20 protein-coding genes and 1 pseudogene are annotated in these 20,575 nt (G+C 62.3%); 12 read left to right on the forward strand and 9 right to left on the reverse strand.

Features of this window, described 5'->3' with window-relative positions; all coding sequences use genetic code 11:
• Positions 1-13 precede the first annotated feature (13 nt).
• From BLR85_RS15205 to coxB, 6 genes are all read right to left on the reverse strand, one after another.
• Positions 14-688 carry an SURF1 family protein gene (locus BLR85_RS15205; protein ID WP_093157700.1) on the reverse strand — a complete coding sequence of 225 codons (675 nt, stop codon included), beginning with the start codon at positions 686-688 and terminating at the stop codon, positions 14-16.
• Between the two features lie 95 nt (positions 689-783).
• The gene (locus tag BLR85_RS15210) at positions 784-1,587 is read right to left on the reverse strand and encodes a cytochrome c oxidase subunit 3 (protein ID WP_093157702.1); all 804 of its coding nucleotides are present in this window, start codon (positions 1,585-1,587) and stop codon (positions 784-786) included.
• 34 nt (positions 1,588-1,621) lie between these two features.
• Positions 1,622-2,191 (reverse strand): cytochrome c oxidase assembly protein, encoded by a 570-nt coding sequence (locus BLR85_RS15215; RefSeq protein ID WP_280138483.1) that lies wholly within the window; start codon positions 2,189-2,191, stop codon positions 1,622-1,624.
• Positions 2,188-2,358, reverse strand: coding sequence for a hypothetical protein (locus BLR85_RS29170; protein ID WP_170844590.1), 171 nt, complete (start codon positions 2,356-2,358; stop codon positions 2,188-2,190). Before BLR85_RS29170 ends, BLR85_RS15215 begins: the two co-directional genes overlap by 4 nt.
• A complete protein-coding gene (gene cyoE, locus BLR85_RS15220; RefSeq protein ID WP_093157704.1) occupies positions 2,355-3,311 on the reverse strand; it encodes a heme o synthase in 957 nt (318 codons plus the stop codon). The genes BLR85_RS29170 and cyoE overlap by 4 nt, the downstream gene beginning before the upstream one ends.
• A 15-nt stretch (positions 3,312-3,326) precedes the next feature.
• A complete protein-coding gene (coxB, locus tag BLR85_RS15225) occupies positions 3,327-4,220 on the reverse strand; it encodes a cytochrome c oxidase subunit II (RefSeq protein ID WP_093157707.1) in 894 nt (297 codons plus the stop codon).
• 187 nt (positions 4,221-4,407) lie between these two features.
• Here coxB and tldD point away from each other — a divergent pair, with 187 nt between their 5' ends.
• A complete protein-coding gene (tldD, locus tag BLR85_RS15230) occupies positions 4,408-5,838 on the forward strand; it encodes a metalloprotease TldD (protein ID WP_093157709.1) in 1,431 nt (476 codons plus the stop codon).
• Positions 5,839-6,001: 163 nt separating this feature from the next.
• A complete protein-coding gene (gene dprA, locus BLR85_RS15235; protein WP_342028791.1) occupies positions 6,002-7,183 on the forward strand; it encodes a DNA-processing protein DprA in 1,182 nt (393 codons plus the stop codon).
• Positions 7,184-7,327: 144 nt separating this feature from the next.
• Here the strand turns inward: dprA and BLR85_RS15240 are convergent.
• Positions 7,328-8,221 (reverse strand): annotated as a pseudogene (locus BLR85_RS15240) (2-hydroxy-3-oxopropionate reductase); the annotation flags it as partial.
• Positions 8,222-8,407: 186 nt separating this feature from the next.
• Between BLR85_RS15240 and BLR85_RS15245 the strand changes: the two are divergent.
• Both BLR85_RS15245 and topA read left to right on the forward strand, forming a co-directional pair.
• Positions 8,408-9,166: a FadR/GntR family transcriptional regulator gene (locus BLR85_RS15245; RefSeq protein ID WP_093157714.1), complete on the forward strand. Its 759-nt coding sequence runs from the start codon at positions 8,408-8,410 to the stop codon at positions 9,164-9,166.
• 173 nt (positions 9,167-9,339) lie between these two features.
• A complete protein-coding gene (gene topA, locus BLR85_RS15250) occupies positions 9,340-11,961 on the forward strand; it encodes a type I DNA topoisomerase (RefSeq protein ID WP_093157717.1) in 2,622 nt (873 codons plus the stop codon).
• Positions 11,962-12,022: 61 nt separating this feature from the next.
• On the opposite strand, the gene BLR85_RS15255 is transcribed toward topA, so the two are convergent.
• Entirely contained in the window at positions 12,023-12,256 is a 234-nt protein-coding gene (locus BLR85_RS15255) for a DUF1127 domain-containing protein (protein WP_093157719.1), read from the reverse strand.
• An 88-nt stretch (positions 12,257-12,344) separates the two neighbouring features.
• On the opposite strand from BLR85_RS15255, the gene BLR85_RS15260 reads away from it, so the two are divergent.
• The 5 genes from BLR85_RS15260 to BLR85_RS15280 all read left to right on the forward strand — a co-directional run bounded on the left by BLR85_RS15260 (position 12,345) and on the right by BLR85_RS15280 (position 17,679).
• Positions 12,345-13,742 carry an aminotransferase-like domain-containing protein gene (locus BLR85_RS15260; RefSeq protein WP_093157721.1) on the forward strand — a complete coding sequence of 466 codons (1,398 nt, stop codon included), beginning with the start codon at positions 12,345-12,347 and terminating at the stop codon, positions 13,740-13,742.
• Between the two features lie 119 nt (positions 13,743-13,861).
• On the forward strand, positions 13,862-14,566 hold the full coding sequence (locus tag BLR85_RS15265; protein ID WP_093157723.1) for a CoA transferase subunit A: 705 nt from the start codon (positions 13,862-13,864) through the stop codon (positions 14,564-14,566).
• Positions 14,566-15,192, forward strand: a complete 627-nt coding sequence (locus BLR85_RS15270; protein ID WP_093157725.1) for a CoA transferase subunit B — start codon at positions 14,566-14,568, stop codon at positions 15,190-15,192. Before BLR85_RS15265 ends, BLR85_RS15270 begins: the two co-directional genes overlap by 1 nt.
• A 433-nt stretch (positions 15,193-15,625) precedes the next feature.
• Complete coding sequence (locus tag BLR85_RS15275; RefSeq protein WP_093157728.1) at positions 15,626-16,930, forward strand: FAD-binding oxidoreductase; 1,305 nt, start codon at positions 15,626-15,628, stop codon at positions 16,928-16,930.
• Positions 16,930-17,679, forward strand: a complete 750-nt coding sequence (locus BLR85_RS15280; protein ID WP_093157731.1) for an SDR family NAD(P)-dependent oxidoreductase — start codon at positions 16,930-16,932, stop codon at positions 17,677-17,679. The genes BLR85_RS15275 and BLR85_RS15280 overlap by 1 nt, the downstream gene beginning before the upstream one ends.
• Positions 17,680-17,698: 19 nt before the next feature.
• Here BLR85_RS15280 and BLR85_RS15285 read toward each other — a convergent pair whose 3' ends face one another.
• Positions 17,699-18,604, reverse strand: coding sequence for a lytic transglycosylase domain-containing protein (locus BLR85_RS15285; protein WP_093157734.1), 906 nt, complete (start codon positions 18,602-18,604; stop codon positions 17,699-17,701).
• A gap of 447 nt (positions 18,605-19,051) precedes the next feature.
• On the opposite strand from BLR85_RS15285, the gene BLR85_RS15290 reads away from it, so the two are divergent.
• The 3 genes from BLR85_RS15290 (at position 19,052) to BLR85_RS15300 (ending at position 20,211) form a co-directional block, all read left to right on the forward strand.
• Entirely contained in the window at positions 19,052-19,246 is a 195-nt protein-coding gene (locus BLR85_RS15290) for a Flp family type IVb pilin (protein ID WP_093157737.1), read from the forward strand.
• A 248-nt stretch (positions 19,247-19,494) separates the two neighbouring features.
• The gene (locus BLR85_RS15295) at positions 19,495-19,689 is read left to right on the forward strand and encodes a Flp family type IVb pilin (protein ID WP_093157740.1); all 195 of its coding nucleotides are present in this window, start codon (positions 19,495-19,497) and stop codon (positions 19,687-19,689) included.
• Between the two features lie 327 nt (positions 19,690-20,016).
• Positions 20,017-20,211, forward strand: coding sequence for a Flp family type IVb pilin (locus BLR85_RS15300; protein ID WP_093157737.1), 195 nt, complete (start codon positions 20,017-20,019; stop codon positions 20,209-20,211).
• Positions 20,212-20,575 lie beyond the last annotated feature (364 nt).

Raw genomic sequence — 20,575 nt, forward strand, 5'->3', positions numbered from 1 at the left:
TCTATCCAATGGATCAAGGGTTGCGACGTGAGATACGCCAGAGTTGCAGCGCTGTCATCCCCAACCAGCACAGGGCGAGGCCGAACCAGGTGACAGCATAGCCGAGATGGTCATTGGGGATACCGGAGCTGTCGACCGGCAGGGGCGTCACGGTCGGATCGGCGGGCGTCATATCGCGGGCCACGACCAAGACCGGCTCTGTCTCCAGCGCCTCGGCCAACAGCGGGACCTCGCGGGCATACCAGTAGTTCTTCTCCGGGTCGTTTTCCGGCGTAAAGCGGTCCCGTTCCTGCGGCCAGTGCAGGTTTCCGATGGCGGTCACGTATCGAGACCGACGCTCGGCCTGCTTGGCATCGGTCGGGACAAAGCCGTGATCGAGCAGCAAGCGGCGGCCCTGTTCCGTCTCCAGCGCGGTGATAATTCGAAAACCGGGACCAAGCTTGCGGGTGGAGACGAGGAAGTGCAACTCGCGCGGACCGATTGTTCCAGTAACCTCGACGGGCAGGTACTGATCCGTCTCCGGATCTGGCTCGACCGGCACCGGCACTGGGACGGCGAGGATTCGTTGGTCGATCTCCGCGAGGATCGCTTCCTTCCAGGCGAGCCGCTGGACCTGCCAGACACCGAGCGAGATCAGGATCCCGGCCCCGATCAGTCCGATCAGCAGCGGTGCGATATAGCGTTTCACCTGTTTCCTTCCCCAAAGACACGGGGCGCAGCCTATGCCGCGCCCCTGCTTCATCTTTCTAAAAATATCCCCGCCGGAGGCAAGAAAACTTTGGCTCAACCGCCCCAGATGTAGACGGCGAAGAAGAGGAAGAGCCAGACCACGTCCACGAAGTGCCAGTACCAGGCCGCCGCCTCGAATCCGATATGGCTCTCGGGGGTGAAATGGCCCGCACGGGTGCGCAGGTAGCAGATGAACAGGAAGATCGTTCCGATGATCACATGCGCGCCGTGGAAGCCGGTAGCCATAAAGAAATTGGCGCCGTAGATGTTTCCGGCGAAACCGAAGGCGGCGTGGCTGTATTCATAGGCCTGGAAGAAGGTGAACAAGAGTCCGAGCACGACCGCGATGATCAGGCCCATCTTCATGTCCTTGCGGTTGTTGTTGTCGTGCACGAGCGCATGGTGGGCCCAGGTGGCCGCGCAGCCGGACAGCAGCAGGATCAGCGTGTTGATCAGCGGCAGGTGCCACGGATCGAAGGTCTCAATGCCAGCGGGCGGCCAGACGCCATCGACGGCCGGGCTTTCCGGGCCCATCGGGTAGAGCGCGTGCTTGAAGAACGACCAGAACCAGGCGGCGAAGAACATCACCTCGGACATGATGAACAGGATGAACCCGTAACGCAGCCCGATCAGCACCACCGGCGTGTGATCGCCCGCCTGCTCTTCGGCGATGGTCTCGGCCCACCAAGCATACATCGTGTACAGAACCCCGATCAGCCCGGCAAAGAACAGGAACGGCGTGATATCATGCATCCACAGCACGGCGCCGAAGAGCATGATGAAGCCCGAAACCGCACCGATGAACGGCCAGATCGATGGCGACAGGATGTGATAATCGTGGTTCTTGGCATGTGCCATATTTGGTCCCTTTACGCGTTTCTTCAGGTGTCGGTTACTCTGGGAGCACCAACGCCGCCTGCTCTTGCGGCAGGTCGATTTCATGGAATGTGTAGGAAAGCGTGATCCGCGGAGCGTATTTCGCGTCCCGGTCGTTCACGATTTCGGGGTCGACATAGAAGGAGACCGGCATGATGACGGTCTCGCCCGGTTGCAGCACCTGCTCCTCGAAGCAGAAGCAGTCGATCTTGACGAAATAACTGCCGGCATCGAAGGGCGCCACGTTATAGCTGGCGGAACCTGCAACAGGCCGATCCGTCGGGTTATGCGCCTCGTAGAAGGCCAGACCCGTCTCGCCGATGCGGATTTCCATTTCCCGCTCCATCGGCTTGAAGCTCCAGGGCATGCCCCGCTCCAGCGAGCCGTCGAAACGGATCTTGATCGTCTTGTCCAGGATCAGGTCCGAGCCTGCATCGGCAATGTTGGTCGTGCCGCCGTAACCGGTGACGCGACAGAAAAAGTCGTAGAACGGCACCGAAGCCCAGGCCAGAGATCCCATCAGCACAACCACACCCAGCGTCTGGGCGAGCGTCCGCTTGGGGCCCTGAAGGTTCGGAAAGATCACTGCCCGGCCTCCGTGTTCACCATGCCGGTGCCGAGCACGTCCTGTCCGCCGCCGACCTTGACGATGGTCATGCCGAAGACGATGCCGACAAAAGCCATGAGGATCAGCCCGAGGCCGAAATTCCGTCCCCGGCGCCGATCATGCAGTTCATGCGTTGCGCGGATCATGCGAACCCTCCCCAGAGGCCAAGCCCCCGCAGCGCTGCATCGACGAGCAGCGCGGTGAAATGCAGGAACAGGTACCACAGCGACAGCTTGAAGAAGCGTTTCTCCTCGCCATCGGCATCCGCCTCGGCCTGCGCCGTGGACCGCTTGAAAACTTTCCAAGCTCCCACGAGGAAGCGGAAATTCATCACCAGCGCCGTGGCCAGGTAGGCCGGACCACCGATGGAGGTGAAGACCAACCCGAGCGAACAGGCGGCAAGCAGGATAGTGTAGCCGAGGATATGGCGGCGCGTCGCGTCATGGCCGTGGGTCACGGTCAGCATCGGCACCTTCGCCTCGTCGTAGTCGGATTTCATGAACAGCGCCAGCGACCAGAAATGCGGCGGCGTCCAGATGAAGATGAGCGAGAACATCAGCACGGATTCGATGGACACTCCGCCCGTTGCCACCGCCCAGCCGATCATCGGCGGGAAGGCCCCTGCGGCACCGCCAATAACGATGTTCTGCGGCGTCCAGCGCTTCAGCCACATCGTGTAGATCACGACATAGAAGAAGATTGTGAAGGCCAGCAGCGCGCCCGCGAAGATGTTCGAGGCCAGCGCCAGCATCATCACCGACAGTCCCGAGAGCGCGAGCCCGAGGCCGAGCGCCTCGCCCGCGTTCACCTTGCCCGCCGGAATCGGGCGCTTTTGCGTGCGCCGCATGATGCGGTCGATATCGGCATCCCACCACATGTTCAGCGCACCGGACGCCCCACCGCCAATAGCGATGAAGAGCACCGACGTGAAGACGATGAACGGGTGCACCGGCACCGGTGCCACCAGCAGGCCCACCAGCGCGGTGAAGACGACGAGCGACATCACCCGCGGCTTCAGCAGCGCGAAATAGTCCTTCAGTTCCGGCTCGGTGCTCCGAGACGGCTCCTGTGCGGACGTATGAAGAGAGGTATCCGTCATGAACCGTCCGCGGGATTATTCGGCCGAAGCCAGGTTCAACGTGCGCGGCTTGCCGGCATATTCCTCGATCGCGCCATCGAGCCACTGCTCATATGCCTCTTGGCTCACCACTTTCACGGTGATCGGCATATAGGCGTGGGCGATACCGCAAAGCTCGGAACACTGGCCGAAATAGACGCCCTCTTCCTCGGCATTGAACCAAAGCTCGGCCAGGCGGCCCGGGACGGCATCCTGCTTCACGCCAAAGGCGGGAATGGTCCAGGAGTGGATAACGTCGGTCGCGGTGACCTGTACGACGACGGTCTTGCCCACCGGCACGACGACGGCGGTGTCGGTGGCGAGCAGGAAATGCTCCTTCTCGTAGCCGGCTTCCTCGAGCTGGGCCACGACTTCGTCGGTCAGCTTGTTCTCGGCATCCTGGCCGATCATGTAACTGTCGAAAGTGAATTCGTGGTCTGGATATTCATAGGACCAGTACCACTGGTTACCGATCGCCTTGATGGTGATGTCGCCTTCCGGAATGATCTGCTGCTTGAACAGAACCGGCAGCGAGAAGGAGCCGATCACGATCAGAATCACTATCGGAACGATAGTCCAGACGACCTCCAGAGGCGAGTTGTGGGTGAAGCGCGCGGGCTCGGCGTTGCTCTTGCGGTTATGGCGCAGGAAGACATAGCCCATCAGCGCCGCCACGAAGAGCACGATCGCAAAGATGATGTAGTTGAGCAGCCCGTCGAGGAAGTGAATGTCGCGCGCCAGCTCGGTCACCGCTGGCTGAAAGCCTACTCCGCCATGTTTCGGCGCACCGATCACTTCAAGATTACCCAAATCCTGGGCGATGGCAGCGCCGGCCGTAAACATGCCAGCAAGGGCAGCCGCAAGGCCGCTCTTCAGCGTCAAAAGTCGCATCAATTTTTTGTCCCGTTCGCTATTCGGCCTAAGCCGCGACGGGCCTTCCTCCCAGATGGCACAAGCCCTCCGGGCATCAAGCCCGTTGTGTCCTCGCGGCAGAAGACCATATTACGCATAACCGCACAAGCCGGTGATTTGAAATTTCGACTCACCTGCGAATGTGTCGATATCAGGAGCCATCCCTTTGACCGGAACCGAAAATACAGCTTTCCGACCCTTCGAGACCCATCTGGATCAGGACGCAGCCCTGCGAATCCTGCGCGACGCCAGCCAAGGTGCTGACGACGGGGAGATTTTCCTCGAAAGACGCCGTTCCGAAGCGCTGGTTTTCGACGATGGCCGGGTAAAGACGGCCAGCTATGACGCAGCTGAAGGTTTTGGCCTGCGCGCGGTGCGCGGCGAGACCGCAGGCTATGCGCATTCCACCGAAATCAGCGAGGCAGCGCTCCGGCGGGCGTCCGAAACCGCGCGGCTGGCCGTGGGCGATGGCGGCGGAACGCTGGCTGAGCCCCCCCAGGCGACGAATCGCAAGCTCTATGGCGACGGCAATCCCATCGCCGATGCCGCATTCCCGGTGAAGATCGAGACGTTGCGCGAGATCGACGCGTTTGCCCGCGCGTTGGACCCGCGCGTGGTGCAGGTCTCCGCCACCCTCGCGGCCTCGATCCAGGAGGTCACGATCCTGCGGCCCGACGGAACGCTGGTGCAGGACAGCCGCCCGATGAGCCGGCTGAACGTGAGCGTGATTGTCGAGCAGGACGGACGGCGCGAACAGGGCGGAACCGGCGGCGGCGGGCGTGCAGGCCTCGATGGCCTGCTCGACCGCGCTCACTGGGAGGCCACTACGCGGGAGGCCCTGCGCATCGCGCTGGTCAATCTCGACGCCGAGCCGGCGCCAGCGGGCATCATGGATGTCGTGCTCGGACCGGGCTGGCCCGGCATCCTGCTACACGAGGCCATCGGCCACGGGCTGGAGGGCGACGCCAACCGCAAGGGTACCTCGGCCTTTGCCGGGCTGATGGGCCAGCGGATTGCCGCGCCCGGCGTCACCGTGCTCGATGACGGCACCATTCCCGACCGCCGCGGCTCCATCAGCGTCGATGACGAGGGCACGCCGTCGGGCCGCAACGTGTTGATCGAGGACGGCATTCTCGTGGGCTTCATGCAGGACCGCCAGAATGCCCGCCTCATGGGCACCGCCCCCACCGGCAATGGCCGCCGCGAAAGCTACGCCCACCCACCTATGCCGCGCATGACCAATACCTACATGATCTCCGGCAATGCCGCGCCAGAGGACATCCTCGCCGATCTCAAGGACGGGATCTACGCCGTCGGCTTCGGCGGCGGCCAGGTCGACATCACTAATGGCAAGTTCGTCTTCTCCTGCACCGAGGCCTACCGGGTGAAGAATGGACAGGTCGGCGCCGCGATCAAGGGTGCCACGCTGATCGGCGATGGCCCCACCGCCCTGCGCCAGATCACCGCCATCGGCAATGACATGGCGCTCGATCCGGGCATCGGCAATTGCGGCAAGGCCGGGCAGTGGGTGCCGGTGGGTGTTGGACAGCCGACCCTGCGCATTGGCGGGCTGACAGTCGGGGGTTCCGCGGCCTGAGACGGCCGCCTTGCTGCGGGGCTGCGGGGCTGCGGGAGGCAAATACCATTTAGTGAAAACTCTGGTTTTTTTGAAATTTTCTCCAAACCGGTCATCTCGGTTTACCCGTGGTTAACGCTTTCGCCTTAGCCATGATCCCAGCAAGAGATGGAGTAGAGACGGTTTGGAGATAGTTTCTTCCCCCCCCCTCGCACCACCCACCTCGGAAGGAACCAGACTGGCCTGGCTCCGTCTCTTGCGCTCCCACCGCGTGGGAACCGCAACCTTCTACAGGTTGATGAACGAACACGCGGGCGACGCCGAGGCCGCGCTCGCGGCGCTTCCGCAGGTTGCCGCCGCGGCGGGAATGTCGCGCTACACCCCCTTCTCACGAGAACAGGCCGAGCAGGAACTCGAAGCAGGATATCGTGCCGGAGCGCGCCCGCTCTTTATCGGCGCACAGGACTTCCCCGCCGCCTTGATGGATCTGACCGACGCGCCGCCAATGCTCTGGGCCATCGGGGACAGCCGCCTTGCCGAGCGCCCCACCCTTGCCATGGTCGGCGCCCGAAATGCCTCCAGCCTCGGGCGCCGCGCGGCGGCCTCGCTGGCCAGGGGACTTGGCGACGCCGGTTTCGTCATCGTCTCCGGTCTCGCCCGAGGGATCGACGGGGTCGTTCACAAGTCCGCGTTAGAAACCGGTACAATCGCCGTTGTCGCTGGCGGGGTGGATGTCATCTACCCCCGCGAGAACGCCGAACTGACCGCACAGATTGCCGAACGTGGGATGATCCTCTCGGAAATGCCCCCCGGCATGCGCCCGCAGGCCCGCCATTTTCCGCGTCGGAACCGCATTGTGTCGGGTCTCGCTTCCGCCGTCATCGTGGTCGAGGCGGCCGCCCGCTCCGGCAGCCTCATCACCGCCCGCGATGCGCTCGACCAGGGGCGCGACGTGCTCGCCATGCCCGGCCACCCGCTCGATGCGCGCGCCGCTGGCTGCAACATGCTGATCCGGGACGGTGCGACGCTGATCCGCGGGGTCGAAGACGTGCTGGAAGCCACCGGGCCGCTTGGCTCACCACTTCCGCGCCAGTCGTCCCATAGGTCGGCCAGGTCTCCGATCCGAAAACCGGCCGGGAAAGTCTCCCCGCCGCGAACCGAACCGGCGCAACCGACGATCGGCAGTTCGCCGGGCTCGATCAGAACCCGGATCCTCTCGCTGCTGGGCCCGGCGCCCATTGCGGAGGATCAACTGCTGCGCGATCTGAGCCTGCCGAACCAGGTGGTGGCGGGAGAGTTGCTCGAACTCGAAATGGAAGGCCAGGTCGAGCGTCAGCCCGGAGGCCTCCTGGCGCTCTCGGCGTAACTCACGCGAGTCCATCAGCGGGCCGCGCCTGTTTCTGCAAGATGCCGGTCAATTGCCGAATCCGAACAGATGCCGGGCAGAACGAAATTCGCCGCCCCGAAGCAGGATGCCCCGAAGCGGCGATTTCACACGTCACGAATAGGATCAGGCCTCGTCACCGATCTCGAAGCCGCTCATTGCTTCGAGCGCCTTGATGATTGCCGAATGGTCCCAGGCGATCCCGCCGGCCCCGACACAGGCATTCCAGAGCGCATGGGTGGTCGCCGTATTCGGCAGTGGCACGCCGAGCGCATAGCCCTCAGCCAGGGCAAGATTCAGGTCCTTGCGGTGGAGTTCGATCCGGCCACCGGGCTCGAAATTGCGCTCGATCATGCGCTTGCCGTGGTTCTGGAACACGAGCGAATCCGCCCATCCCCCGGCCAGCGCAGCATGTACCTTGCGCGGGTCAGCCCCGGCACGCGCCGCCAGGAGCAGCGCCTCGGCCACGGCCTCGATGGTGTTGCCAACGATGATCTGGTTACAGATCTTGGTCATCTGGCCGATCCCGTTGGCGCCGACGAGGGTCACGTTCTGACCCATGCAGTCCAGCATCGGCTTGGCACGGTCAAAGGCATCCTGGTTGCCACCGCACATGATCGCCAGCGTGCCGGCCTGCGCGCCCACGTCACCACCGGAAACCGGCGCGTCGATATACTCGCATCCCAACTCGTTGATCTTGGCGGCGTATTCACGGGTTTCCTTGGGCGCGATGGAGCTGTGGTCGATCACGATCTTGCCCGGGGTAAGCCCTTCGGCCACGCCATTCTCACTGAAGAGCACCTTACCGACATCCGGCGTGTTCGGCAGCATGGTAAAGATGATATCGGCCTTCTCCGCCACTTCACGGGCCGTGGCGCAGACCACTGCGCCGCCTTCGATCAAGGCGTCCGGAACTTTTTTCAGGTCGCAGGCGAAGATCTCATAGCCGCCCTTTTGCAGGTTGAGCGCCATCGGCCCGCCCATGATCCCCAATCCGATAAAACCAAGCTTACTCATGGATGCCTCCTCTACAGCTTGTAGTTGCTGGACATCTCATAATACTTTGTCTGACATTTAAAACACCGAAAAACACGCAAGACAGAATAACCCATCATTTTTGGACCTTTTGACGCAACTCGCGCCTCTCATTTGTCTGACAAGGAGAATATGGCATAGGACAAAGTCAATGCAGAACGGAGCGCACAGATGACTCAGCCCGGATCGGTCAACAGAGACCTTCCGCTCGGCCCCCAGATCGCCGATGCGCTCGGGCTGGAGATTCTTTCTGGAATTTACCGGCCCGGCGACGTTCTTCCCACGGAGATGGAGCTTGTCGAGCGCTTCGGCGTCAGCCGCGCATCGGTGCGCAGCGGATTGCAGGCGCTTGCCGCGCGCGGCATCGTCGAGCGCTTTGTCGGACAGGGTACGATCGCGCAGGATTTCAGCGACTGGAACATCCTCGACCCGGCGGTTACCGGCATGCTTGCCGACCATGAAAGCCCGCATCCCGATCTTGTCCGCAGCATCTTCGAATTCCGCTTCTCGGCGGAACCGTTGATCGCGGCCGCAGCCGCGCGAAAGGCTCGGGCACGCGATCTTCTGGCATTGGAGGAAGCCATGGAGGGCATGGAGCGCTGTGCAGCGGCCAGTGCCACCGGCTCAGACAGTTTCACCCAGCATGACGTCTCGTTCCATGTCGCCGTCTACCAGGCGACGCATAACGCGATCTGGTCGCACCTTGCGCATATCCTGCGCCCCGCCATCACCCTCGTGGTGCGGCGCAGCAATGAGTCCAGCGAGGAATTGCGCGAGGCCCTCGGCCTGCACCGCGCGCTGATGGAATGCATTCGGATGCGCGATCCGGCCGGGGCCTACAACGCCGCGCACAAGGTCATGCAGCTTACCGCGGAGGAGCTCGGAATCGATCCGCAGATCATTGGCGCCCCGGCTCATCTGCCCCACTGAACGCCGGTCCACCATCCGCGGACGTGCGGGCCAGACGACCAGACCGTCGGGTTGCCCGAAATTTTCCACCCGTAGGGTGGGCGAAAAATCGCCGCGTCGGCGCATTGACAAGCTCCGGTCAGCGCCACATGTTCCGCCGCCAATTGCACGACCCATCTTTCGAAGGTTTCCTAATGCCCGTCGTTGTCGTCGAGTCGCCTGCCAAAGCGAAAACTATCAACAAGTATCTGGGCGACAACTATACCGTCCTGGCCTCCTACGGGCATGTGCGCGACCTACCGCCCAAGGACGGGTCGGTGGATACCGAGAACGACTTCGAGATGACCTGGGAGATTGGAAACGACTCCAAGAAGCATGTGAAAGCGATCGCGGACGCGCTGAAGGATGATAACGCACTGATCCTCGCAACCGACCCCGACCGCGAGGGAGAGGCCATTTCGTGGCACCTCGAGGAGGCGCTGCGCAAGCGCCGGGCGATCAAGAAGGACACGCCGGTTTCCCGCGTCGTCTTCAACGCGATTACCGAATCGGCGGTGACCGAGGCGATGAAGAACCCGCGCCAGGTGGACCAGCCGCTAGTGGATGCCTATCTGGCTCGCCGGGCGCTCGATTATCTCGTGGGCTTCAACCTTTCCCCGGTTCTGTGGCGCAAGCTGCCCGGTTCGCGCTCTGCAGGGCGGGTGCAGTCGGTCTGCCTGCGGCTCATCGTCGAGCGCGAGATGGAGATCGAGGCCTTCAACGCGCAGGAATACTGGACCGTGAAGGCGGTGCTCGAGACGCCGCGCGGCCAGAGCTACGAGGCCCGGCTGACGGCGCTGGCCGGCAAGAAGCTCGACAAGTTCGACATTGCCAATGAGACCGCCGCCGAGATGGCCGTGCAGGCGATCACCTCGCGCGACCTGACGGTGAGCGCGGTAGAGGCCAAGCCCGCCAGCCGAAACCCCTCCGCGCCCTTCATGACCTCCACGCTGCAGCAGGAAGCCAGCCGCAAGTTCGGCATGGGCGCCCGCCAGACCATGAACGCCGCGCAACGCCTCTACGAAGCGGGGCTCATCACCTATATGCGGACCGACGGTATCGACATGGCACCTGAGGCGATTTCCGCGGCCCGCGACGCCATCAAGGCGCGCTACGGTGCCGAATACGTGCCGAGCAGCCCGCGCATCTACAAGAACAAGGCCAAGAATGCGCAGGAAGCGCATGAATGTATCCGCCCCACCGACATGACCCGCGACGCCGCGAGCCTGAAGGTGTCGGAGCCGGACCAACGCAAGCTCTATGACCTGATCTGGAAGCGAACCCTGGCCAGCCAGATGGAAGGCGCGCGGCTGGAACGGACCTCTGTGGACGTTGAGAGCCGCGACGGCCAGGTTGGCCTGCGCGCCACCGGTCAGGTGGTGCTCTTCGACGGTTTCCTGCGCGTCTATGAAGAAGGCAGGGACGATGTTGTCGTGGATGACGATGACAAGCGCCTGCCGCAGGTCATGCAGGGCGAGCACGCCAAGAAGGGTGCGATCACGCCCGAACAGCATTTCACCCAGCCGCCCCCGCGCTATACCGAGGCCACCCTGGTCAAGCGGATGGAAGAACTCGGCATCGGCCGGCCCTCGACCTATGCCTCGATCGTTACCACGATCCAGGACCGCGGCTACGTTCGCAAGGACAAGAACCGCCTTTTCCCAGAGGACAAGGGGCGGCTCGTCATCGCCTTCCTGATGAACTATTTCCGGCAATATGTCGGCTACGAATTCACCTCCGGGCTGGAAGCGGAGCTGGACCATGTTTCGGCCGGCGAGGCGGATTACAAGGAAGTTCTGTCGAAATTCTGGCGCGATTTCTCAGCTGCCATCGACGAGACCTCCGAGCTGCGCATCACTGATGTGCTGGAGAAGATCAACGAGGTGCTGGAGCCGCATCTCTTCCCGCCGACGGCGGATGGATCGGACCCGCGCGCATGCCCCAATTGCCGCGCGGGGCGGCTCTCCATGCGCACGGCGCGCTCTGGCGGCGCCTTTATCGGCTGCTCGAATTACCCCGAATGCCGTTACACCCGCCCCTTCGGCCCGCCGGGGGCGGAGGACTCGGGCATCGGTCCGGATGGCAAGTTGCTGGGCTATGATGGCGACGACAAGATCACGCTGCGCGACGGCCGCTACGGGCCTTATGTGCAGCGCGGCGATGTCACCGAGGAAAACCCCAAGCCGCCGCGCTCCAGCCTGCCACGCGGCTGGTCGGCGGACGACATGGACCTGGAAAAGGCTCTCACGCTTCTGAGCCTGCCGCGCGAGATCGGCGAGCATCCCGAAGGAGGCATGATCACCTCCAATTTCGGCCGTTTCGGCCCCTATATCGCGCATCAGAAACCGGACGAGGCCAAGCCGGTCTATGCCAATCTCAAGGACCCCTCGGAGGTTTTCGAGGTCGGCATGAACCGTGCGGTGGAGATGCTGGCCGAGAAACGCGCCAACCCGCGTGGCCGTGGCGGCACGGCCGCCAAGCCGCTCAAGGAGTTGGGCGAGCACCCCGAGAGCGGTGGCCCGGTCAATGTCATGGAGGGCCGCTACGGGCCCTATGTGAAATGGGAAAAGGTCAACGCCACCCTGCCCAAGGATACCGATCCGCAATCGGTGACGATGGAACAGGCGGTCGAACTTATCGCCGAGAAGGCCGGCAAGAAGGGCACGCGCAAGAAAGCCGCGCCGAAAAAGACCGCCGCCAAGAAAAAGCCAGCGGCCAAGAAATCGACCGCCAAGCCCAAGACGAAGAAAGCGGCGTCCGGAGACGCCGCCGAATAGGGTCGTTTATTTCGGATTATGCATTCGGGCCGTCGGTACCTGCCGCGCGGCCCTTTTGCTGTCAGACCTGCCAGAAAAGCTTACGCACTTCCAGATCGACCATATCTGGCGTTAGCCCGATGTCGCGCAGGTGGTGTGGCGACAGCTCGCGCAGATGTCGGCGAGAACGGCTTCGCTGCTCCCATTTCACTACGGTTTCCGCGGCCAGCACGAAGAAATCAGCCAGAAGCGGCAAGGATTTCCGGGACTTCAGGCTTTCGAGCCGTGTTGTAGTGGCGGAGGGAAACTGTGTCATGGGACTCTCCTATTGTATTGACACAATGTGTATTAATTCAGTACAAAACTTGGTACATTTCAAATTGATCTAAGTCGAGGAAAGTATTGTGTCGGGTACAAAATGGTTCGATGGCATCGACCTCACTGGGCGGGCCAAGTACAAAGCACTGGCCGATCACCTTTCCAATGCCATCGAAACCGGAGCGCTTCCGGTCGGCGAACGGCTGCCGCCGGTGCGCCAATTGGCCTGGGAAATTGGCGTCACCCCCGGAACCGTCGCCCGCGCCTATTCGCAACTCACCGATGCCGGTCAGCTCGAAGCGGTGGTCGGGCGCGGCACCTTCGTTGCTCCCAAGCGCCCGGTCGTCGCAGAAGAAGACTGGCTTCGCGCACATCCGCAGGACGATGGCGTGATCAACCTCTTCAGCCCCCGCCTGCCCGATATGGGACAAGTGTCTGCGATCCGGGCCGCCCTGCGGCAGGTCGCTGACGGGCCGATTGCCGATCTGGTCGAGTACCCCAGCCGCGAAGGGTTCCAACCCGCCCGGGAGGCCGCCGTGAAGTGGCTGTCGGACATGCCGCTCGGCAGCGTTGGACACAAGGACGTCGTGCTGTGCCATGGCGGGCAGAACGCGATTTCGCTGGTTTTGCAGGCCGCGCTGCGCGAGCAGAAGCCGACGATCATGGTCGAGGATCTCTCTTATCCCGGTTTCCGGCGTGCCGCCGAAATCCTTCGGATCGAGGTCGTGGGCGTGCCGAGCGATGCGCAAGGGCTGATCCCTGAGGAAATAGAACGAGTCGCGCAGCGCAGCGGGGCGCGGCTGATCTGCACCTCGCCCGAAGTGCACAACCCGACCGGGCTGCATACCCCGCTGGAACGCCGCGAGGCCATCGTTGCCGCCTGCCGCCGCGCTGGCGGGGTGCAGATACTCGAGGATGACTGCTATCGCATCGGCCCAGCCCGTGCCCAGAGCTACCGTGCGCTCTGGCCAGAGGGGGCGTGGTATGTTTCCTCCATCTCAAAGACGATCACCCCGGCCCTGCGCATTGGCTTCGCCGTGGCGGCGGAGGGACGTTACAGCGACCTGCGCCGGGCGGCGGAATACGGCTTTTTCGGCCTCGCACGCCCATTGGCAGAGGTCGCGCGAATCGTGTTGAGCGACCCGGAAACACAGCGCATATCGGCTGCGGTGCGTGACCGGATCGCCGAATATATCCAGATCGCGGTAAACATGCTGGGCGGGTTCGAGCTCAAATGGCGCGACGACGTGCCCTTCCTGTGGCTGGACCTGCCGCGAGGCTGGCGGGCGTCCGAGTTCACCCTGGCCGCCGAGCGCGCGGGCATCCAGATCCGGTCGGCGGAGGATTTCACCCTGCGTGAAGGCCGCGCGCCCCATTCGGTACGAATCTGCGTGAACGGCCAGATTTCATTGGAACGCTTCGAGGCCGCCATGACGGTTCTGCGCGAAATGCTGAACAATCCGCCCGAACAGATGACGGTATGAAGACCGCTGCGATGGCGCTTTCTTTCCGAAAGCGGCAAGCGCCGCGTCGCAGCATTCATTTGACAGCTGTGCCATCTGTCGGCACAACCCTTAACCCAAAGGGATAAGGGAGGTTCTTTATGGACAAGGTATACGGCAGCGCCGCCGAAGCGCTGGACGGGTTGCTGCATGACGGCATGCTGATTGCCGCCGGGGGCTTCGGCCTCTGTGGCATTCCGGAGCTACTTCTGAATGCGATCAAGGATTATGGCGTGAAGGATCTGACCTTCGCATCCAACAATGCGGGTGTCGACGATTTCGGCATCGGCATCCTGCTGCAGACGCGACAGGTGAAGAAGATGATGTCGTCCTACGTGGGGGAGAATGCCGAGTTCATGCGGCAATATCTCTCCGGCGAACTGGAGTTGGAATTCAACCCACAGGGCACGCTGGCCGAACGTATGCGCGCCGGTGGCTGTGGCATCCCCGGCTTCTACACCAAGACCGGCGTCGGCACGGTCGTTGCAGAAGGCAAGGAGCACAAGCAGTTCAACGGCGAGACCTATATCCTCGAGGAAGGGATTTTCGCCGACCTGTCGATCGTGAAGGCCTGGAAGGCCGACCCGACCGGCAACCTCGTCTTCCGCAAGACCGCGCGCAACTTCAACCCGCCGGCGGCGATGTGTGGCAAGGTCTGCGTTGTCGAGGTTGAGGAGATCGTGCCCACCGGCTCGCTCGATCCCGACAACATCCATTTGCCCGGCATCTATGTCCACCGCCTGATCCAGGGCGAACATGAAAAGCGCATCGAACAGCGCACGACCCGCAAGAAGGAGGATGTGTAATGCCCTGGGATCGCAATCAGATGGCGGCCCGCGCCGCGCAGGAGCTTCAGGACGGCTGGTATGTGAATCTCGGCATCGGCATCCCGACGCTGGTGGCAAATTACATCCCCGAAGGCATCGAAGTGACGCTGCAATCGGAGAACGGCATGCTGGGCATGGGCCCCTTCCCCTATGAGGGCGAAGAGGACGCCGACCTGATCAATGCCGGCAAGCAGACCATCACCGAACTGCCCCAGACGGCCTATTTCGACTCGGCGCAGAGCTTCGGCATGATCCGGGGCGGCAAGATTGCCATGGCGATTCTCGGTGCGATGGAAGTCGCCGAGAATGGCGACCTGGCGAACTGGATGATTCCCGGCAAGCTGGTCAAGGGCATGGGCGGCGCGATGGATCTGGTCGCGGGGGTCGGCCGCGTGGTCGTGGTGATGGACCACACCAACAAGAAGGGCGAGAGCAAGGTTCTCAAGGAATGCACCCTTCCGCTGACCGGCAAGGGCGTGGTCGACCGGATCGTCACCAACCTCGGCGTGTTGGACGTTGTCGCGGGCGGGCTAAAGATCGTCGAATGCGCTCCGGGCGTGACCGAGGCAGAACTCCGCGCCGCGACCGAAGCAACCCTAGTGTAAGACAGATAGGGCGGCGTATCTATGGCGCCGCCCCAACGTCCGAACCACGGAGAAAACCGCCGGTGAAGGCGCGCGCTTCGCGCGCGAGAACGATCCTGCGGATCGTGCCTCCGGCGGGGATATTTTGGGTCAGAAGAATGTGTCAGGCCCTCCCTGCTTTCTTCTGGCCCAAAATATCCCGGGGGTTTGGGGGCAGAGCCCCCAATGTCGGAAACTGGCCCAACACGACGTCTCCACAAGCCCATGAACATTTCTCAACACAGCGCCGATCCGGGAAACAATTCCATAAATCGGCCTCAATTGCCCGCTATCCGGGAACAAATGACAACAAATATGAGCAGTCCTTGCGTGTTTCAGGTATTCGACCAGCCGTTGATTTCGGCGGCAAGCGTCCGACTCCCAGGAACCCGGTGGCATTCGAAATGGGCCTTTCATGAGCTGGAAGCAGACTGAGTACACCGGCTGGGGCCGGCATTTGCGAGCAAAGGGTGAGATTGCACGCCCGGAACGCACCTCGGCCTTCATACGGGTTGCCGAGGAATCTCCCTGCCCGGCCATTGGCCAGCGACGCAGCTATGGCGATGCGAGCCTGAACAGCGGTGGCCGCGCAATCAGTACGGCAAGGCTCGACAGATTCCTGGGCTTTGAACCGGAGACAGGAATTCTCGAAGTCGAATCCGGCTGCATGCTGGGCGATATCGTTACCCATTTCGGGCCCCGCGGCTGGCTGCCGACAGTCTTACCCGGCACGGGATTTGCCACGGTGGGAGGGGCCATTGGCATGGATGTGCATGGCAAGAATCACCATCACAAGGGCAGCTTTGGCCTACATGTGCGCGATGTGACTCTTGCCCTGCCCGACGGGATACACACGATCGCCCCGGACGATCCGCTCTTCGCGGCAACAATCGGCGGGATGGGGCAAACCGGCCCCATCGCAAGCGCGCGGATCCAACTGGCGCCGACCAAGGGCGCGCTCGCGATGGTAACTGAACGGCGCATGCCCGATCTCGACAGCTATTTCGACGCGCTGGACGCAAGCGAGGCGACCTATACCGTCGGCTGGATCGACGCGACGGCGCGGGGAGACGCGCTCGGACGCGGGATCCTCGAAGAAGGTGAAACTGGCGCCGGCCTCGTCCCGCCTGCCAGACGCGGCAAGCGGATCCCGATGGATGCGCCGCATTTCGCGCTCTCCGGCCCTATCGTTCGCAGCTTCAACGCCGCCTATTACCGACGCATTCCGGAGCGTGGCCGGACGGTCGTGAAAGCTCTGGAAGACTTCTTTTTCCCGCTCGACAAGATCCATGACTGGAACCGGCTTTATGGCAAGCGCGGTTTCCACCAGTTCCAATGCGTCGTTCCGCTGGACGAGCGCGAGGCGCTGCGCGGGATGCTCGAGAGGGTCAGCGACTCCGGCCTCGCCTCGCCGCTTGCCGTGCTCAAGCGCATGGGGGCGGCAGAGGGCGGGATGATGTCCTTCCCAACCGAGGGCTACACTCTGGCCATCGACTTCCCCGCGCGCGAGGAAGCGCCCGAGATGATCCGAGGTTTGATCGACATGACGGCGGAGGCGGACGGGCGCGTCTACCTGGCCAAGGATGCCTTCGCTTCCCCGGAACATATGGATGCGATGTATCCTGAACGTGCAGCCTGGGCCGAGATCGTCAACGAGTTGGACCCGGAACAGAACTACGCGACTGACCTGGTACGCCGCCTTGCCCTGAGGGACCTGTGATGACCGACACCACAACGGAAACCTGGCTCATTCTCGGCGCAACCTCCTCGATGGCACGCGCGCTGGCCCGCAAACTCGCCAAACGCGGCGCAAACCTGCTGCTGGCAGGTCGCGACATGTCCGATCTGGAGGCGACTGCATCCGATTGTCGCCTGCGCGGCGCCGCGCTCGCCGAGAGTCTCCATTTCGATGCCCGCGCGCCGGAGACGTTCCAGCCGATTCTGGAACGTATGCGCGCCATGGATGGCACGCTCAACGCCGCCGTCTTCGTCGGCTCCATGCCGCCGCAGGAGGAGATCGACATCGCCCCTGAAATGCTCGACGGCGTTGTTGCCGACAGTTTCACCGGCCCTGCCCGCCTCCTGCACGGGCTTGCCCCACTGCTGGAAGCGCGCGGTTCGGGCACGATTGTCGGCGTCGGTTCGGTTGCCGGGGATCGCGGACGAGTCGGCAACTACGTCTATGGCGCCGCCAAGGCCGGGTTTGCCACCTACATGTCCGGACTGCGCAACCGGCTCGGGCGCTCGGGCGCACACGCGATCACGGTGAAGCCGGGCTTCGTCGACACGGCCATGACCTGGAGGCTGGAGGGCATGTTCCTCGTCGCACCGCCGGAAGCGGTAGCCGACAGCATTCTCAAGGCCGTGGAAAAGAAACGGAACGTGATCTACACGCCCTTCTTCTGGCGCTACATCATGATGATCATCCGCGCCGTGCCGGAACCCATCTTCCGCAAGATGTCGATCTGAGAACAGCCGACCGCAAGGCTCAAGGCTTGTCGACCACCTGTGCCGTCTGCATGCCCCGCCGGAAGACGCAACCGTCGGAGACGAGCTGCGGCTGGGTCAGGCACAGCCCTTTTGCCACGTTCCAGGCCGCAATCACCTTTGGCACGTAATCGCGCGTCTCCGCATAGGGCGGCACGCCCGCATTGGCACGTACGGCATTCTCGCCGGCATTGTAGCCCGCCAACGCCATGATCGGGTCACGGTCGAAATGTTTCAGCAGCCAGTCGAGATAGGCCACCCCGCCGCGAATATTTTGCACGGCATCGGTCCGGTCCTTCACGCCGAAGCGTTCCGCCGTGGCCGGCATCAGCTGCATCAGGCCCGTCGCACCGGCAGAGCTCACCGCGGCTGTACGGCCCGAACTTTCGATACCGATCACCGCCAGCACCAGCGCGGGGGAAACCTTCGTCCCGATGGTCGCCTTGAGAATCTCCGCGCCATGCTCATCCGCGATCGCTTGCAGATGGGAGAGCCGAGGGGCCTTGACGCTGGCGCCGCTCGGTCCGTTCCGCAAGGCCGCGACCGCGGTCTCCATGCGTCCGGAGCGGCTGTCAGACAAATGCGGCGAGATCAGGTTCCAGAACCACGCATAGTTGGACGAAGGGACATCTTTTTCGGCCTCGCCCATGGCTTCGACCGGCGAGTCCGCCCCGCGCTTCACATCATGCGGCACTTCCGGGCGCAGGGGAACAGCCGGGTTGAGCGCCAGCATGCGTTTCTGTTCTACGGGGTCGATCTGCACCAGAATCCGTTTGCCACCGGGAAGCCCGCCACCGACTTTCACCCGCTTGAAGGTAAAATCCTTTTCGCCGCCGGCCTGCTCGGCGAAAGCCACAGACCCGGCAAGCGCGAACGCTGCCAGGGCCGTCCATCCAAGACAACGCATGGGCCTGCCTCCCATTTTTTTGTTTGCCTGCTCTTTTTTTGCCTTGCCCCAAGGGTCTCAAAATCTTGGGCCCAGGCACAGGACGAACAGAGCCGGTGCGGAAATTTCCGGTCGATTCTTGTGAAAAGGGCACAGTGGAAGACGTCGACACCCTGATTTTCCAACAAAAATCCGCTTTTTTGCGGCACGAATGCCTGGAGTTTTTGCATGGAACGGTCCGGGAAACAGCAAACGACCTCCACTCAGGTCACTCGAATTTTCACGGAAATTTCCCGGCAAAGTACGGAAAACGAACGATGCGCGCCCAATTCCTGCCCGAGTTCGCTGGCTATCTATACCCATGCCAAGACGGGGATCGGGCCACTTAGAGGCCGCCCGAGTAGAGGCCGCCCGAGCGGATCCGGAATGGCTCGAAACGAACGAAACACACCTTTCTGGAGCTAAACCATGAAACTCTTCAACCTGATCAAATCCTTCCGCAAAGACGAAGACGGTGCCGTGACCGTTGACTGGGTCGTGCTGACCGCCGCCATCGTCGGCCTGGGCATCGCCACGCTCGCCGCCGTTTCCTCGGGCGTCGAAGACCTGTCCGGCGACATCTCCGACCAGCTCAAGACCGACCAGATCAAGACCACCTTCTGATCTGTTTCGACACATTCCGATCCGCGTGGGCCGCACCTTTCGAGTGCGGCCTTTCGCTTTTCCGGACCTGGCTGACTCGGGTCCGGGTGGCACATCGGCAATGTACGAAAATGGTGCGATGGCCGCCCGATTTCCGCCGCCTTTCCCGAATTATACTGAAAGCATGCCGAGCAGGTCTGGGCCAGAAATGGACGCCCCGATCGGATGGCCCGGTTTAGTAAACTCACACATCCCTAGGGAGACTGACCATGAAACTCTTCAAGCTGATCAAATCCTTCCGCAAGGACGAAGACGGTGCCGTGACCGTTGACTGGGTCGTGCTGACCGCCGCCATCGTCGGCCTGGGCATCGCCACGCTCGCCGCCGTTTCCTCGGGCGTCGAAGACCTGTCCGGCGACATCTCCGACCAGCTCAAGACCGAGCAGATCAAGACCACCTTCTGATCTTGTAAACAATTTGCGAAAGGCCGCGTTCCGCAACGCGGCCTTTTTGCTTTTTTCAGCTCCGGACAAACTGCGCCTGATACAGATCTTCGCCTCCGATTGCTCTTTCTGTTCGCACCCCGGATATGGATCCACCCTGGGAAGCGCTCCGAATTTCTTAATTTTTCGTTACAATTCCTCGCTTTGGTACGATGCACGCCCAATTCCTGCCCGAGTTCGCTGGCTATCTATACCCATGCCAAGACGGGGATCGGGCCACTTAGAGGCCGCCCGAGCGGATCCGGAATGGCTCGAAACGAACGAAACACACCTTTCTGGAGCTAGACCATGAAACTCTTCAACCTGATCAAATCCTTCCGCAAAGACGAAGACGGTGCCGTGACCGTTGACTGGGTCGTGCTGACCGCCGCCATCGTCGGCCTGGGCATCGCCACGCTCGCCGCCGTTTCCTCGGGCGTCGAAGACCTGTCCGGCGACATCTCCGACCAGCTCAAGACCGACCAGATCAAGACCACCTTCTGATCTGCAGTTTTGCGAGCATTCAAAAAGGGTCGCGCCGGATTTTGGCGCGGCCTTTCTCGTTTTGTTTCCCGTTTTGGAAATTGTTCGTTTCCCACCTTGTTGTGGAAATTATCGGTAACAACCGTTTACTAACAACTTGAGGCCATAGTCGGCTGGCATAAATGTAGTTGCCCTTCGAACGCCCCTGGCACGGGACTCGGGACAGGAGTTAAATATGTTGCGTATCCTCAGGTCCTTTCTTGCCAAAGAGAATGGCGCAGTCTCCGTTGACTGGATTGTGCTCGCAGCTGGCGTTGTCACCTTTGCCCTAGGCGCGACTTCACTCGTCGTGGCCGGCACATCCGAGTCTTCCCAGAACCTGGCA

It is taken from the genome of Aliiruegeria lutimaris, from assembly GCF_900099935.1.
Taxonomy (GTDB): Bacteria; Pseudomonadota; Alphaproteobacteria; order Rhodobacterales; family Rhodobacteraceae; genus Tropicimonas; species Tropicimonas lutimaris.

What these genes read in the sequence shown, in the direction of transcription:
- BLR85_RS15245 (WP_093157714.1), top strand. Translation starts at nt 8,408, where the DNA reads ATGACTCAGCCCGGATCGGTCAACAGAGACCTTCCGCTCGGCCCCCAG.
- coxB (WP_093157707.1), bottom strand. Translation starts at nt 4,220, where the DNA reads ATGCGACTTTTGACGCTGAAGAGCGGCCTTGCGGCTGCCCTTGCTGGC.
- BLR85_RS15255 (WP_093157719.1), bottom strand. Translation starts at nt 12,256, where the DNA reads ATGACACAGTTTCCCTCCGCCACTACAACACGGCTCGAAAGCCTGAAG.
- BLR85_RS15300 (WP_093157737.1), top strand. Translation starts at nt 20,017, where the DNA reads ATGAAACTCTTCAACCTGATCAAATCCTTCCGCAAAGACGAAGACGGT.
- BLR85_RS15285 (WP_093157734.1), bottom strand. Translation starts at nt 18,604, where the DNA reads ATGCGTTGTCTTGGATGGACGGCCCTGGCAGCGTTCGCGCTTGCCGGG.
- BLR85_RS15275 (WP_093157728.1), top strand. Translation starts at nt 15,626, where the DNA reads ATGAGCTGGAAGCAGACTGAGTACACCGGCTGGGGCCGGCATTTGCGA.
- BLR85_RS15270 (WP_093157725.1), top strand. Translation starts at nt 14,566, where the DNA reads ATGCCCTGGGATCGCAATCAGATGGCGGCCCGCGCCGCGCAGGAGCTT.
- BLR85_RS15280 (WP_093157731.1), top strand. Translation starts at nt 16,930, where the DNA reads ATGACCGACACCACAACGGAAACCTGGCTCATTCTCGGCGCAACCTCC.
- BLR85_RS15265 (WP_093157723.1), top strand. Translation starts at nt 13,862, where the DNA reads ATGGACAAGGTATACGGCAGCGCCGCCGAAGCGCTGGACGGGTTGCTG.
- BLR85_RS29170 (WP_170844590.1), bottom strand. Translation starts at nt 2,358, where the DNA reads ATGATCCGCGCAACGCATGAACTGCATGATCGGCGCCGGGGACGGAAT.
- BLR85_RS15210 (WP_093157702.1), bottom strand. Translation starts at nt 1,587, where the DNA reads ATGGCACATGCCAAGAACCACGATTATCACATCCTGTCGCCATCGATC.
- BLR85_RS15295 (WP_093157740.1), top strand. Translation starts at nt 19,495, where the DNA reads ATGAAACTCTTCAAGCTGATCAAATCCTTCCGCAAGGACGAAGACGGT.
- BLR85_RS15290 (WP_093157737.1), top strand. Translation starts at nt 19,052, where the DNA reads ATGAAACTCTTCAACCTGATCAAATCCTTCCGCAAAGACGAAGACGGT.
- topA (WP_093157717.1), top strand. Translation starts at nt 9,340, where the DNA reads ATGCCCGTCGTTGTCGTCGAGTCGCCTGCCAAAGCGAAAACTATCAAC.
- cyoE (WP_093157704.1), bottom strand. Translation starts at nt 3,311, where the DNA reads ATGACGGATACCTCTCTTCATACGTCCGCACAGGAGCCGTCTCGGAGC.